The 15,010-nt window shown below is 47.3% G+C and carries 11 protein-coding genes; 9 read left to right on the top strand and 2 right to left on the bottom strand.

Annotated elements, in window-relative coordinates; genetic code table 11:
- From Q0R37_RS11470 to Q0R37_RS11480, 3 genes are all read left to right on the top strand, one after another.
- The coding region (locus Q0R37_RS11470; RefSeq protein ID WP_294754611.1) for an endo-1,4-beta-xylanase at positions 1 to 2,255 on the top strand (2,255 nt) is incomplete at its 5' end.
- A gap of 208 nt (positions 2,256 to 2,463) precedes the next feature.
- Positions 2,464 to 2,937: an RNA polymerase sigma factor gene (locus Q0R37_RS11475; RefSeq protein ID WP_294754613.1), complete on the top strand. Its 474-nt coding sequence runs from the start codon at positions 2,464 to 2,466 to the stop codon at positions 2,935 to 2,937.
- 1 nt (position 2,938) lies between these two features.
- Positions 2,939 to 4,630: a hypothetical protein gene (locus Q0R37_RS11480; protein ID WP_294754616.1), complete on the top strand. Its 1,692-nt coding sequence runs from the start codon at positions 2,939 to 2,941 to the stop codon at positions 4,628 to 4,630.
- Between the two features lie 40 nt (positions 4,631 to 4,670).
- Here Q0R37_RS11480 and Q0R37_RS11485 read toward each other — a convergent pair whose 3' ends face one another.
- Together Q0R37_RS11485 and Q0R37_RS11490 are read right to left on the bottom strand one after the other, a co-directional pair.
- On the bottom strand, positions 4,671 to 5,531 hold the full coding sequence (locus Q0R37_RS11485) for an AraC family transcriptional regulator (RefSeq protein ID WP_294754618.1): 861 nt from the start codon (positions 5,529 to 5,531) through the stop codon (positions 4,671 to 4,673).
- Between the two features lie 292 nt (positions 5,532 to 5,823).
- Positions 5,824 to 7,410, bottom strand: a complete 1,587-nt coding sequence (locus Q0R37_RS11490) for an SPFH domain-containing protein (protein ID WP_294754619.1) — start codon at positions 7,408 to 7,410, stop codon at positions 5,824 to 5,826.
- Between the two features lie 535 nt (positions 7,411 to 7,945).
- On the opposite strand from Q0R37_RS11490, the gene Q0R37_RS11495 reads away from it, so the two are divergent.
- The 6 genes from Q0R37_RS11495 to Q0R37_RS11520 all read left to right on the top strand — a co-directional run.
- Positions 7,946 to 9,151 carry an RtcB family protein gene (locus Q0R37_RS11495; protein ID WP_294754627.1) on the top strand — a complete coding sequence of 402 codons (1,206 nt, stop codon included), beginning with the start codon at positions 7,946 to 7,948 and terminating at the stop codon, positions 9,149 to 9,151.
- 42 nt (positions 9,152 to 9,193) lie between these two features.
- Positions 9,194 to 9,655, top strand: a complete 462-nt coding sequence (locus tag Q0R37_RS11500) for a GNAT family N-acetyltransferase (protein ID WP_294754621.1) — start codon at positions 9,194 to 9,196, stop codon at positions 9,653 to 9,655.
- Positions 9,648 to 9,815, top strand: coding sequence for a hypothetical protein (locus tag Q0R37_RS11505; protein WP_294754623.1), 168 nt, complete (start codon positions 9,648 to 9,650; stop codon positions 9,813 to 9,815). Before Q0R37_RS11500 ends, Q0R37_RS11505 begins: the two co-directional genes overlap by 8 nt.
- Positions 9,816 to 9,936: 121 nt before the next feature.
- Positions 9,937 to 11,073 carry an exonuclease SbcCD subunit D gene (locus Q0R37_RS11510; protein ID WP_294754625.1) on the top strand — a complete coding sequence of 379 codons (1,137 nt, stop codon included), beginning with the start codon at positions 9,937 to 9,939 and terminating at the stop codon, positions 11,071 to 11,073.
- Complete coding sequence (locus tag Q0R37_RS11515) at positions 11,070 to 14,363, top strand: AAA family ATPase (protein WP_294754626.1); 3,294 nt, start codon at positions 11,070 to 11,072, stop codon at positions 14,361 to 14,363. Before Q0R37_RS11510 ends, Q0R37_RS11515 begins: the two co-directional genes overlap by 4 nt.
- Positions 14,364 to 14,619: 256 nt before the next feature.
- Positions 14,620 to 15,010: hypothetical protein (locus tag Q0R37_RS11520; RefSeq protein WP_366517425.1), on the top strand; the 391-nt coding region annotated here is incomplete at its 3' end.

Raw genomic sequence — 15,010 nt, forward strand, 5'->3', positions numbered from 1 at the left:
AGAGCATGATAAAGAACACATTCAGCGCTATCAAGTCACAGTTCCCGAACCTTAATCTCCATTCTTACGACGTATGTAACGAGCTTTTCGTTAACGACGGCGGCGGAATGAGACCTGGCAGCAACTCCAACTGGGTAAGAGTATACGGTGAAGGCAACTCTGAGTTCGTAGTAAACGCATTCAAGTATGCAAGACAGTATGCACCTAAGGATTGTAAGCTTTACCTCAACGACTATAATGAGTATATGAGCGCAAAGACAAACGACCTTGTAAATATGGCTAAGACAGTCATGAAGGAGGGCGACTATATCGACGGTATCGGTATGCAGGCTCACCTTGATTCCAAGTATCCTTCAGCAAGCGAGTTTGAGACAGCTATCAAGAAGTTCGAGTCACTCGGACTTGACGTTCAGATTACAGAGCTCGATATCACAAACAGCACAGGCTCTAACGACAAGCTTTATCCTCAGATCTTTGAGGTAGCTATGAAGCACGCAGCTAACATCTCAACTGTAACTCTCTGGGGTACAACAGATGAGAGAAGCTGGAGATATCGTGAGAACGGCGGTTCACCGCTTCCGTTCAGCAACTATCAGCCTAAGTCATTCTACAATGACATTCTGGCTCTTGCTCAGAAGATCCCTGCTCCTTCGGAGACAACTACTACAACAACAACTACTACAACTACAACAACTACTACCACAACAACTACTACCACCACAACAACTACTACTACAACAATGGCTCCTAAGGACGCTCTTAACGCTAAGGTTTCAAGATGGGGCGACGGTAACTGCGATAACGGCATAGATATGGCTGACGCTGTAATCATCATGCAGTCACTCGCTAATCCGAACAAGTACCAGCTCACAGAGCAGGGTAAGTTCAACGCAGACGTTTATGAGGCAGGTTCAGGCATCACAACAAACGATGCTCAGACTATCCAGAAGTACCTCCTCGGTCTTGTAAAGACTCTCCCTGAGAGCTATTCAGATAACATAAAGACTGTTGTTACAGAAGCTCCTTCAACAACTCCTGTTGTGACTTCTTCAAAGCAGACAGAGACTGAAGCAACTACAACAACTACAAAGCCCGCTGCAAAGACGATCTTCAAGAGCTCGTTCGATTCAAGCACAGACAGCTGGTCGGGCAGAGGTGCTGCTTCTGTAGATGTAAGCTCAGACAGCTTCTATTCAGGCAAGTCACTTTATGTATCAGGCAGATCAGCTGAGTGGAACGGCGCTGCTTATACACTCGGTTCTGACTTCAAGGCTGGCGAGACATACAGCTTCAGCGCTGCTGTTCTCCAGCAGTCAGGCAAGACAGCTACAATCCAGATGTCACTCCAGCAGGGCGAAGGCGACAGTGCTTCATACACAAGCATAGCTAAGGCTGACTGTAAGAGCGGCGAGTGGACAAAGCTTGAGAACACATCATTCACTATCCCTGAGAATTCAGGCGATATGATCCTCTATATCGAGACGGTCCAGGATTCCGGCGACCTTATGAACTTCTATGTTGACGAAGTTGTTGCCGGTACTGAGGGCGTTCAGTCATCAGTTGAAACAGGCAAGGGCACAGTTGGTGAGCCTCCTAAGTCAAGCACAGGCGGCGCTGGTGTTGATTCTTCTAAGAAGCTCTGCGCTATCTCATTTGACGACGGTGCTTCAGCTCAGTCTACATCTGATCCTGGTTACAGAATCATCAATGCTCTTATCAAGAACAACATGACAGCTACTTTCTTCAACGTAGGAAGCTGGATCAAGACAAATCAGCAGATCCAGTATGAGTTTGAGAACGGTATGGAAGTTGCTAACCATACTCAGACACATCCTCACCTCGGTTCTATGGGTTCATCTCAGATCAGAAGCGAGTGGGAGCAGTGCAACAGCAAGCTCAAGAGCATCATCGGCACTGAGCCTTCACACCTCATGAGATTACCTTATCTCGAGAGCAACGGAACAGTTCAGTCAGCTCTTTACGATGTACCGCTTATCAGCTGTGCAATCGACACAGAGGACTGGAACAATGCTTCTAAGGATGCTATCGTAAACAAGATCAAGCAGGCTGCACAGAACGGTTCACTCGAGGGTGCTATCGTACTCTGCCACGAGAACTATGCTACAACAGCAGCAGCTATGGAAGAAGTTCTTCCTTGGCTCGCACAGAATGGTTACCAGAACGTAAACATTTCTGACATGGCAGCAGCTCACGGCAAGACACTTGCAGGCGGTCAGGTTCATACAAGAGCTTAATCGAATACAAGAGTATTTAAAGACATTACGTGCCGATCACAGAATCGGTGGTCGGCACACTTAATTAAGATTTCTCCAAATTTTAATATCCCCTGAAAGGCAGTCGGTGAAAATCGGCTGTCTTTTCATTTTTACGGGAAAATGTTATAATAAATGTGACCATACTGCATTACTAAACGTGTTTACAGTGAAAGGAGTTGATGAAACGATGCTGAAAGACGGCTGCGCTCGCGAGGCGGTCGAAAAATACGGAGATATGCTGTACAGGATATGTCTGCTTATGCTGAGAAATACAGCTGACGCAGAGGACGCTGTGCAGGAGACTTTCATCAGGTATGTGACCGTGTCGCCTGATTTTGCCGACAGCGAGCATGAAAAAGCATGGCTCATCACTGTGGCTAATAATAAATGCCGCGATATGCTCCGATATCGTAAACGCCATTACACAGAAAGCGAGGAGCTGCTTGACGGTTATGCGGTAACAAAAGAGGACAGCGGAATACTTGACGCTCTTATGGAGCTGCCCGAAAAGTACAGGATAGTCCTTGCACTGTTTTATATTGAAGGATACAAGGTGGACGAGATAGCGGAGCTTGTGTGCATAGGTGCTTCGGCAGCAAAAATGCGCCTTTCAAGAGGACGCAGGATGCTTGAAGAAAAATACAGAAAGGAGTATATGTAGTATGGATAAAAAGCTTAAAAAGGCGGCAGATAAGATAACGATGCCCGAGGATATGAAAGAGCGTATCATCAGGGCTTGCGAGTCTGCGGAGAAAAATAATATCACACGCATTGACAATGAGGAAGGATATGCTGAGGTTGTAAGCGGTACAGAGCGAGTTGCTCCCAGAAGCCGAATTATAAGGACTGTGAGCGCAGCTGCTGCTTGTTTGGTACTGCTGGCAGGCATTGGTACTACGGGAGTACTGCTTCACAGGCAGAACAGCAATATTGCAGGCAGCAGCGCTGCCAGCGATGCCGAGCACAGCTGTCCGTTCGGGGATTTCAGTACATTCGACTACAGCTTTGACGCAGGTGACGGCAAATACGGCTGTTATTCAGCCGAAACATACGCAGAGCTTTCCGACTTTCTCAATAAGTTCGACTGGGGCGAAAGTGTTGAGAAGGAAGCTAGCAGAGACAAGGAAGCTGATGTTGAGGACCCGATGTACGATATCAAATGGACAAGAGGGGATACTCCGCCGATAGATTGCGATCTTCACATTGCAAACGACGGTTATGTATCCTATCAGGAGAGTATGATGGACTTTGAGACAGGTGGTCAGATGCCTCTCACTGAGAACAGTAAGTGGTATAAGATAGACTTTGACGTCTTTGACAGCGGCATAAAGGAGATAATCGCACAGGAAAATGACATCACTCAGTTCGTGACAGAAAGAGAACAGGAATATACCGTAAAACTCGGTGAGACCTGCGAGACTGAAAACTGGGAATACCTTGTAAAATCGGTCAAGCTCACCAAAAGCGGAGAGGGCATGGATATTCTTCCCGAGGGGCATTATTCCTGCGACGAAAACGGAGACCTCACCTGTGACAGCACATATATCATTGCAGATATGGAAGTGACAAACACAGCTGACGAGGAGAGATCACTGTATATGAACTCCTCGCGTGTCGATCTTTACAATTATAACGGAGATAAGCTCGACCCTGCTGCCTCTACGGAAGCGACTGCGTATACTTTCAATGGGGATCGTTCAATATACGAGGGCGATTTTTTCAAGGTTGACTTCAAGGCAGGAGAAACAATGGCTTTCCGCGTTGGTTACATTATTGATGACGAATACATTAAAAAATCATTCGATGTGATACGTATTGAGATAAACCATTCGGGTATGGAAGGCTTTAATGAAAATATAAGATACTATATACTGGGTGAGAAAACAAGCCTGAACGATATAGACGCTGCGTACCGGGACGAGTATGTGAGATTAATCGATGAATTACAGGAAAAGACGCAAAACAGCAGGAATTATATGGAAGCAATTTCAGCATGGCTGAAAGACGGAAGAGCAGAAGTAAGTGTTTCGACATTCCACGGGGCAAACAGGAGACTGCTCGGCCGAAAAGAAAAGGATAAGCTGTTAAACTATATCGAAAGCCATGATTTCGGAGAACATGACACAGAAACAGTTATTCCCGATGTTCCTGATGATTACATGGAAATAGCTGATGACGGACCGTTTAAGTTTGCTCTGAACATTGAGTGCGATAATATTATTTTTTCGGGTATGCTTGCCTTTACAAGAGATATGAAATATGCAGCTTTTTATTCCGGCGGAGTATTGAAATATGTGGAAGTGATCGAACTCCCCGATGCAGAACAATTGGAATTTTTATATAATACAGACTAAAACAAAACAGACCGCACATCTTATGATGTGCGGTCTGCTTTTACCTTAATGCATACAGCTTTTTGAAGTCCGTAGGCGTACAGTGCTTTATCTCCTTGAAGATGCGGTTGAAGGTGGTCAGGCTCTTGAAGCCCGAGCGCATAGCTACCTCTGTGATAGGCACGCTTGGATCGAGCAGGAGAAGCTCTGCCGCCTTGGTACGTCTTGCGTTTATGTACTGTAAATAGGACATAGCATTGTACTGCTTGAAAATACGCGAGAAATGGTACTTGCTGTAGCCTGCTACGTCGGCAAGCTGCTCAAGAGTGATATCGTACATATAGTTGTTGTCGATATATTTGAGCACAGTACCGAACTTTTCGCTGTATTCGTCGATCTTATCGTCGTCGCAGTCCATAACTATCTTCTGCTGTTCGAGCTGATACTCTCTCAGAGCCATGAAAAGCTCAATGACCTTGACATATATCTTAACGTCTGCAAGCTCGGATTTTGAGTTATACAGCGAAAGTATATCCAGCATGGTTTTTTTTGCGAGCACATGGAGCTCCTTATCCATATCCGCGCAAATGAGGACAGGCGAGTTGAGTGAGCGCATTACGGGCTCGAGCGCAGTTATCTCGCCGAGAATACTGTTGTCGCACTGAAAAATGATACGCCGTCCCGGAATAGCGGGCATACTGTGCAGCTCGCAGGGCGGAACGATGAGAACATCATTTTCGGGAATGAAATAATCTGTTCCGTTGACTGTGACTGTGTATTCATTTTTCATAGGCATGATAAGCTCGACTGCGTTATGCCAGTGTACGGGATATTCCTCAGTCTGAACATTATCGTACAGCATTGCATATTTTTGAGTGTCGTACTCAACAGTTTCAAATTCACCCGAAAGATGTTTAATCATTATAATACCCCCCCTCTGAACCCTGTTTCAGAGGATTTGACCAAATATTGCTATCTTTTAGATCGAATTGCACTTTGATGCTACTATCATTATATCCTATATTTCGTCTTTTGTAAATGCTTTTTGTAAAACTTTGTGAAAACTATACAAATAGACTAACCAAATTTTGCTCAATATGGAAGTGGAAAGAAGTAGAAAATTACAAAGGGATTGCAGCATTATTACAACAAAACGACAAAAATCCCCTGACGACCGCATATCGTCAGGGGGATGATGTTTTATGCAAAATATATTACAATTCAGGTGAATCGGGATCTGTGTCTGTATAGTAATCGGAAGAATCAGTATCGTAACCTGAGTATTCGGTATAATCTGTATTGTCCGATGATGTATACTCACCAGTATCATTATTTTCAGCGCTTGGGGCAGTTGCTGCCTTGCCGCCGAGGAAGCCTGCCAGCAGAGCTCTTAAGTCAACGCCTGTTGCAGCTGAAAGGCCGTCGGTCACCTTTGTGGTAGAGCCGATGATGTCGCCTACGAGCTTGCTTGAATTGCCTTCGCCGTACATTGTGATCTTGTCAACATTTGCAAGAGGTGTAGCGGCGTTCTTTACTACCTCGGGCAGAGCCTTGAAGTACATTTCGAGCACAGCAGCTTCGCCGTACTTTTTCATAGCTTCAGCCTTTGCGTTGATACCCTCAGCCTCGGCAAGACCCTTAGCGCGGATAGCATCCGCCTCAGCCTTACCTACAGCAGCGATACCTTCAGCTTCCTGCATTTTTGCGAATTTCTGAGCCTCAGCCTCAGCCTTCTGAGCCTCAGCCTCCTGCTCTCTCTGGAAACGGTCAGCCTCAGCCTCTTTCTTGAGCTGATAGAGCTTTGCGTCGGCTTCCTGCTGAGCCCTGTAGCGGTCAGCTTCAGCCTTTTTCTTGATCTGAGCCTCGAGGGCTTTTTCGGTTACCTCAGCCTCACGAGCCTTGAGCTCTACGTCCTTTTCGGAAGCGGCGATGTTGGCATTGGCCTTCGATACCTCAATGGATTTACGCTGCTCTTCCTTCTGGATCTCATAAGCAGCATCAGCGATAGCAAGCTGTGTGTCAGCTTCCTTTTTGAGTTCTGCCTGACGGATAGCGAGCTCGTTGTTCTTCTGAGCGATCTCGGTCTCTGCAAGTATCTTTGCGTCGTTTGCTTCTTTCTTAGCCTGAGCCTTGGCGATCTCGATCTCCTTTTCGGACTCGGCGCGTGCGATAGCAGCCTTCTTCTGGATCTTTGTGGTATTGTCGATACCGAGATTTTCGATAAGGTTCTGATCGTCCGTGAAGTTCTGAACATTGAAGGAAACTATCTCAAGTCCCATTCTGTTCAGGTCGGGAGCAGCGTTTTCCTGAACCTTTTCGGCGAATGCCTTACGGTCGTTTACCATTGCCTCAAGAGACATCTGACCAACGATCTCACGCATATTACCTTCAAGCACCTCTCTTGCAACCTTTGCAACATAAGCGGTGTCCTTGTTGAGGAAGTTCTCAGCGCCCAGCTTTATGAGGTTGGGGTCGCTGCTGACCTTTACGTTTACGTTTGCGTCAACATTGATGTTGATATAGTCTGCGGTAGGAACAGCACTTGAGGTCTTTACATCTACGGCGATGAGCTGTAATTTCAGCTTATCCACACGCTCAAAGAAAGGTATGCGGATGCTTGCCTTACCGATGATTATTTTCTTTCTCAGTCCCGAGATTATGTAGGCTGTATCCGGGGGAGCTTTGATGTATCCCGAAAGAATGATTATTAACAATAGGATGATACCTATTCCGGCAGGGATGATGACGCCCCAGTTGAGGTCCTCAAATGAGAGAGCCATAAGATTGATCCTGTTGAACATATAAACCTCCATATCATAGAAAATGTGCTTATGCGGAGCACCAAACTACAGCAGCTGACGTGTTTCAACTGCATGATATTATTATATATTATTTCTTTTTCTTTGTCAATACACCACAAATAATTACGCTTCGTATAAAGAATGTATGGCATTTATGCATAATGCACAGAAGGGTATTTCAAAAATATAAGTTCGTATGAACCTTTTGAATAGTTTGTGGAACTCGTGTGCTGCAAAAAGAAGTGTTTTTATCCTCTTCGGCTAATTATTACAGTTTGATTACAGTTTTTCATATTCCTTGACTTTAAGTCTGCACACGATTATAATAGACCCATATTCTATGAAAGGACGGTGAACACCATGACAATATTCTCAAAATATTTTCTGATGCCAAAACTTAATATTATTGTAAATAAGCATGGAGTTTGCCCGAAGTGTTCAGCCATGTGCTGAGCTTTTGCATATACAGAGCATTGTGCACTCCTGCGGGAGTGCTTTTTTTATGCATTCGGGCAGCTTCGGAAAGGAAGATATCATGATAGAACTCAACGGAAAATACAATTCCGCCAAGGTCTTCACGGAGGTTATCGAACAGGACGCCATTGCACAGATCATCGCGTTTTGCAGCCAGCCCATGAGTGCAGGTTTAAAGATACGCATTATGCCTGACGTCCACGCAGGCGCAGGCTGCACCATAGGTACTACCATGACTGTTACGGACAAGGTGATACCAAATCTTGTGGGAGTCGATATCGGCTGCGGCATGGAGACCGTAAGATTAAAGGAAAAGCATATAGAGCTTCAGAAGCTCGACAAGCTTATCTACGAAAAAATACCTTCTGGCTTTTCTATACGTGAAAAGCCTCATCGCTACTGTGAAAAGACCGATCTTGCAGCACTTTACTGCATAGAGCATATTGATCTGCTCCGTGCGGAAAAGAGCATCGGTACTCTCGGCGGCGGAAACCACTTCATCGAAGCCGATAAGGGTGAGGACGGAAGCATATATATCGTTATCCACTCGGGCTCACGTCACCTCGGAGTTGAGGTCGCAAAGTATTACCAGAACGAGGCTTACAGACGTCTTAACAAGAGCTCGGACAAGGAGATAAACGAGCTTATCACTCGTCTTAAGGCTGAGGGAAAGCAGAAGCAGATACAGTCAGAGCTGAAAAAGCTTGAAAACACCAAGACCACCGATATCCCAAAGCACCTTGCTTACTGCGAGGGCGAGCTCTTTGAGCAGTATATCCACGATATGAAGATAGTTCAGCAGTTTGCCATGCTGAACCGTCAGGCGATGATGGACGAGATAATTAAGGGTATGCACGTTCATGCCGTAGAGCAGTTCACGACGATACACAACTATATCGACACTGAGACGATGATACTCCGTAAAGGAGCTGTTTCGGCACAGGCGGGGGAGAAGCTCCTCATACCCATAAATATGCGTGACGGAAGCCTTATCTGTACAGGAAAGGGCGCTCCGGACTGGAATTTCTCCGCACCTCACGGCGCAGGCAGACTTATGTCACGTTCGCAGGCAAAACAGAGCTTCACAGTGTCGGAGTACAAAAAGCAGATGGACGGTATCTACACCACATCGGTCAATGCACAGACGCTGGACGAGTGTCCTATGGCTTATAAGTCAATGGAGGATATAGTTGACAATATCGGTGATACGGTCGAGATAAACGAAGTCATCAAGCCTATCTATAACTTCAAGGCAGGAGAGGAGTAATCAAAATTTAGCAAAGCTAAATTTTGATTTACAGGAGGAAAAATGGAAATATATACAATGACAGATACACATGAAAAGTGGGAGTGCGCTGCGGCTTTTGCCGAAAAATGTTCATGGGGAGCAGGAAAATATCTTGCGGAGCTCATGCGCGGAGGTTCTTTCAGGGACTGGGAGCGCGTTTTTGCCGCCTTTGAAAACGGCAGGCCTGTGGGCTTCTGCACTCTTACCGAGAAGGACGAGCTCGCTCCGAAGTATCCGTATACTCCTCTTATCGGCTTTGTTTTTGTGGACGAGGCTTTCAGGGGAAAGAGAATATCTGAGAAAATGATAAAAACAGTTCTTGAATACGCAAAGGGTATCGGATATGACAAGGTATACATCATGAGCGGCGAAAAGGGACTTTACGAGAAGTACGGCTTCAGCCCCATGGGCGAGTATGAGACAATCTACGGGAATTACGAGCAGCTGTCCGCAATAGACTTAACGGAGGGAAAAAATGGATAAATTCGTATCTTATGATAAAATGAGCAAGAAAGAGCAAAAGAAGATCGACTCCTCAAAGCGGGGCAGCTGGAACGGCGTTGATCCTGCCACAAAGGTAGTTGATACGGACAAAAGACGCTACAGGCGCAAGCCCAAGCACCCCGAAAACTACGAAGAATAATCGTCACAATGCACAGTCTTAGGACTGTGCATTTGTTTATTTTATCAGGTATCGGTTTCGTTGACATTAATGCCCAAACGGGATATAATTTTATTAACAGCAATTGGTAAGGGGAGTTTTTATGAAGTTTATACATTTATCGGATCTTCATCTCGGAAAGAGACTGAATGAGTTTTCTCTCACGGACGATCAGGAGTATATCCTGAATGAGATATGCAGTGTCATAGCTGCCGAAAAGCCTGATTTTGTCATTATAGCAGGGGATATATACGATAAGCCTGTTCCGTCTGCGGAGGCTGTGCGGCTTTTTGATGATTTCCTCACAAGAGTTTCGTCACTGACCGACCATATATTCGCAATAAGCGGCAATCACGATTCTGCGGAGCGCATCGCATTCGGCTGCCATATCATGGAAAAGAGCGGCATACATATGTCACCGGTTTACAGCGGAAGCACTGTCCCCACGGTTCTCACCGATGAGTACGGGGAGTTCTGCGTGTATATGCTCCCGTTTATCAAGCCGCCTTCGGTACGAAGATTTTTCCCCGACAGTGTTATCGAGAGCTATACCGACGCGGTAAATGCCGCAGTCGATGCAATGGATATAGATTTTACAAAGCGGAATATCATAATAACTCACCAGTTCGTTACGGGAGCTCAGAAAAGCGATTCCGAAGAGATATCCGTGGGCGGTACGGACAATGTGGACAGCTCTGCCTTTGACGGCTTTGACTACGTAGCTCTCGGCCATATCCACGGACCGCAGAACGTAGGCAGCGAGCGTATCCGCTACTGCGGCACTCCGCTGAAATATTCATTCTCGGAAGCCGCTCAGGTCAAGTCTGTGACTGTCGCAGAGATACGCGAAAAGGGATGCCTTGATATAAGGACCGTCCCCCTTGTTCCTATGCGCGATATGCGTGAGATACGGGGCGAATTTGAGATGATATGCTCTGCTGAGTTCAGCAGGAGCGGAAATAACGGAGACTATCTCCGCGTTATCCTTACGGACGACGAAGAGATCCCCGAAGCCATGGGAAAGCTCAGAACAGTTTACCCGAATATCATGATGATCGAATACGATAACCGCCGCACACGCAGCTCTCATGACAGTACGGGCACGGCTGAGGCTGAAAACAAGCAGCCCATAGAGCTTTTTGAGGATTTCTACAGATACAGCAACGGCGGCGATATGTCCGAGCAGCAGCGTCAGCTTGCACAGTCGCTTATCGAGAAGATATGGGAGGGAGATAAATGAGACCCATTAGACTTGAAATATCGGGTTTCGGACCATATTCGGGGCTCACTGTCCTTGATCTGGGAGCTCTCGGTGAAAAGGGGCTTTACCTGATAACGGGAGATACGGGCGCAGGAAAGACCACTATTTTCGACGCCATAACCTATGCGCTGTACGGCAGCGCCAGCGGCGAGAACCGCAGCGACGACAGTATGCTCAGGTCAAAATACGCTTCACTTGATACTCCAACGTATGTGGAGCTGGAGTTCGACTACGGCGGCAAGCGCTATAAGATAAACCGCAATCCTCCTTATGTGCGTCAGGCAAAACGCGGAGGAGGAGTTGCACAGCAGCCTGCAAATTCGGTATTCACCTATCCCGACGGCAGGGCAGTGTCGGGAAAAAGAGATGTTGACGCGGCAGTTGCCGAGATAATAGGGCTTTCAGAGAAGCAGTTCAAGCAGATAGCCATGATCGCACAGGGCGACTTCATGAAGCTGATTACTGAGGATACCTCTCAGAGACGGGAGATACTCAGACATATATTCAAGACAAGGAACTATCAGGACCTTCAGGAGGCTCTCAGGCAGGAAAGCGTCACCCTGAAAGCCGAATGTGACAGGCGCCGCGAGGGACTTAGACAGTACGTCAGCAGTATATCCTGCGGCGAGGACGACGAGTACTATGAAGAGGTGGAGAAGCTCAGAGAGGAGCTCCCGCCTGTTGAGTTCATCAGGGATACTATAAATAAACTTATAATGCGGGACAAGGCTCAGACAGAGATATTTACCCGTGAGAGCGAGGAGACTGACGCAAAGCTGGGAGAGGTCAACGGACGAATCTCCAAAGCGGAGGAAAAGAACAAAATGCTCGCAGAGCATGAGCGGACTGCCCGTCAGCTGGAGGACCTTAGTCAGCGCAGCAAGCTCCTTTCCGAAAAGCTTGAAAAGGAGAAAGCACGTCAGCCCGAGCTTGAAAGGCTGAGGAACGATATAGCTGCCCTTGAAGCCGAAATGCCGCAGTATGCCAAGGCGGCAGAGCAGGAAAAGCTCATAGCGGAGGTTAGGAGCTCTCTTTCAGTGCTGGAAGAGGATATCGAAAATAAGGTCAAAGCCAAGGACGACAGTGAAAAGAAGCGAGCTGAGCTTAAAAAAGAGTACGCAGAGCTGGGGATATCGGCTGAAAGTACGGCGAAGCTCAACGCAGAGCGCGAGGAGCTCGTCCGCAGGGCTTCAGAGCTGTATAATCTTGCAAAGCTCATAGGCGACTATGAGAACAGCAGCCGCTCATTCAGGGAAAAGACCGCCGAATACAAGGAATATCAGGCTGAACACGACAGCCTTGTAAAAAAGTGCGAAGCTCTTACGGGCGAGGTCTACAAGCTGAAAAAGCGCCGCAGCGAGATAGAGGGAGCTGACGCTGAAAAGGAAAAGATACTTCACAGTCAGGAGAGCGTCGGCAAGCGCCATGCAGAGCTGAAAAAGCTTTCTGCGGATATAAGCGAACGTGAAAAGCGCCGCAGCGAGCATGAGGAAGCGGCAGAGCTCTACCGCGAAGCTGCAGAAAAAGTGGCATATCTTTCCGAAAACTATGAGCGCAGCTACAGAGCCTTCCTCGATGACAGGGCGGGTGTGCTTGCGGATACTCTGAAGGAGGGCGAGCCCTGTCCCGTATGCGGTTCTGTTCAGCATCCTTCCCCTGCGAAAAAGCAGGTGGGAGCTCCCAATGAGCAGGAGCTTGAGCGCATGAGAGCAGAGCTTGAAAAAGCCCGCCGTGCAGCGGAAAAGAACAGTGCAGAGGCATCTGCCATGAAGGTCAAGGCAGACGAGCTTGAAAAGTCTCTGACTGCAAGGCTCGCGGAGCTGCTTGACTGCGGTATTGACGAGGGGGCAAAGCTCTGCGAAAGTGCTCTTGAAAGCTGTGCTGCGGAGCTCAGCGGCCTTTCAAGGAAGCTCGCGGAAGCGGAAAAGCTAATATCCGAGAAGAACAGGCTCGACAGTGATATCATGTCGCTGGAAAAGCAGGAAACAGGTACTATGACGGCTGTCTCCGACTCGGACAAGGTGCTTGCGGAGCTCCGCAGCAAATGCGATACAGCCGAGGGAATGCTTAAACAGCTCCGCGCTGATACGGAAAAGGGCGTGAAGGAAGCTCTCGGCGACTGCCTTATGGAAAACGCGCGGGATAAGATAATCACGGAGAGAGTTGCCGTAAAAGCGAGGATGGCAGGCATAGAAGCTCAGCTTGCGGCTGAAAAGGAGAGAACAGCACGTAAGGAAGATCTGGAAAAGCTCATACCCGAGCAGGAAGATGAGATAAATGAGCTCAACAGCCGACTTTCCGAGCTTACCGTGCGGAGAGCCGCTGCCGAGAGCAGACTTGTGGAAATGACGGACAGATTTATGGAGCTTCGCAGCGGACTGAGGTTCGAGAGCGGCGAGAATGCGGGGATATACGTGCTATCGCTGCAAAAGAGATGTACCGAGATAAGGAATTCCTATGAAGCTGCCGAAAGGGCTGTAAACGAAAACGAAAGGGATCGCTCTGTGCTTTCGGGAAAGCTTGACCAGCTCAAACTGCATATCGACGATCTTACCGACATAGACGGTGAGCAGGAGCTTGCGGAAAGAGCGCGGCTCACGGCTGAAAAAACGAGACTGTCGGCGCAGCTGAGACAGCTTCACACACGCCTTACGGTAAACAGCACCGCACTTGAAAATATATCAAGCGGTTCATCGGAGCTGACAGAGCTCGAATCACGCTATGCATGGGTGAAGAACCTGTCCGATACCGCCAACGGAAAGCTCTCGGAGCAGAGCAAGTTCATGCTTGAGACGTACATACAGACCGCTTATTTCGACAGGATAATACAGCGGGCAAATATACGTCTGAGGGTCATGTCGGACGGTCAGTACACCCTTACGCGGCGCACAGAATACGATGACAAGCGTACACAGGTAGGACTTGAACTTGATGTTATCGACCATTACAACGGCTCGGTGAGAAGCGTTAAGACTCTTTCTGGCGGCGAGTCCTTCAAGGCTTCGCTGTCGCTTGCGCTGGGACTTTCTGATGAGATACAGTGCTCGGCAGGCGGTATAAAGCTGGATACCATGTTTGTGGACGAGGGCTTCGGCTCTCTTGACGAGAACTCCATAGAACAGGCGATGCGGGCGCTTGCAGGGCTGTCCGACGGAAACCGCCTTGTGGGGATAATCTCCCACGTACAGGCGCTCAAACAGCGCATAGACAAGCAGATCGTAGTTACCAAGGAAAAAAACGGCGGAAGCCATGCGGAAATAATTGTTTAAAAGTCCTGCATATCACATATGAAGCTGAGGAACTTATTCCCTTTGTGCATAATGTATAATGGGGATACAAAAAATGAGTGTTTAAGCCCTGTTTTTAGACTTGACGGAAGTAATATTCTGTTATTTTTTACAAAAATTCAGTGACGGCAGCTGTGTTTGTTGATTTTTTATCGACGAAATGATATAATTATATTGTTGAATTCATTTTTTGGTAAAAAATTGGAATGCAGAAAATGATACATGGAGTGATAACAGAATGAAAATGACAAGATGTCCCGAAAAGCATATTTACGATGCTGATAAATACGAGACCTGTCCCTACTGCTCAGGCGAGATCAGAGCAGCAGAGAGTGGTAGAGCTCCCAAGAAAGCAAAGATCGTAAAGGTCAGAGCTGTAAAGGCAAATCATATTTCAGATATTGAAGAAAAGCCTGCTGCGGCAAAGCCTGAGGTGAAGCCCGAGCAGAAGCTCCAGCTGCCTGAAAAGGAAAAAAGTTCGGACAATAAAATGCCCGAGATCACAAAAAAAGAAAATAAGTCAGATGACAAAAAGCCCGAAGCTCCCAAAAAGGACGCAAAGGCAGAGGAAAAGAAGCCCGAAGCTCCCAAAAAGGACGCAAAGGCAGAGGAAAAGAAGCCCGAAGCTC

The sequence above is a fragment of the uncultured Ruminococcus sp. genome (assembly GCF_946415235.1).
Lineage (GTDB): Bacteria > Bacillota > Clostridia > Oscillospirales > Ruminococcaceae > Ruminococcus.

Bases quoted from the DNA above. Each gene is read 5' to 3' on its own strand.
- Q0R37_RS11505 (WP_294754623.1), top strand. From the start codon at position 9,648: ATGGATAAATTCGTATCTTATGATAAAATGAGCAAGAAAGAGCAAAAG.
- Q0R37_RS11495 (WP_294754627.1), top strand. From the start codon at position 7,946: ATGATAGAACTCAACGGAAAATACAATTCCGCCAAGGTCTTCACGGAG.
- Q0R37_RS11510 (WP_294754625.1), top strand. From the start codon at position 9,937: ATGAAGTTTATACATTTATCGGATCTTCATCTCGGAAAGAGACTGAAT.
- Q0R37_RS11490 (WP_294754619.1), bottom strand. From the start codon at position 7,410: ATGTTCAACAGGATCAATCTTATGGCTCTCTCATTTGAGGACCTCAAC.
- Q0R37_RS11475 (WP_294754613.1), top strand. From the start codon at position 2,464: ATGCTGAAAGACGGCTGCGCTCGCGAGGCGGTCGAAAAATACGGAGAT.
- Q0R37_RS11500 (WP_294754621.1), top strand. From the start codon at position 9,194: ATGGAAATATATACAATGACAGATACACATGAAAAGTGGGAGTGCGCT.
- Q0R37_RS11480 (WP_294754616.1), top strand. From the start codon at position 2,939: ATGGATAAAAAGCTTAAAAAGGCGGCAGATAAGATAACGATGCCCGAG.
- Q0R37_RS11515 (WP_294754626.1), top strand. From the start codon at position 11,070: ATGAGACCCATTAGACTTGAAATATCGGGTTTCGGACCATATTCGGGG.
- Q0R37_RS11485 (WP_294754618.1), bottom strand. From the start codon at position 5,531: ATGATTAAACATCTTTCGGGTGAATTTGAAACTGTTGAGTACGACACT.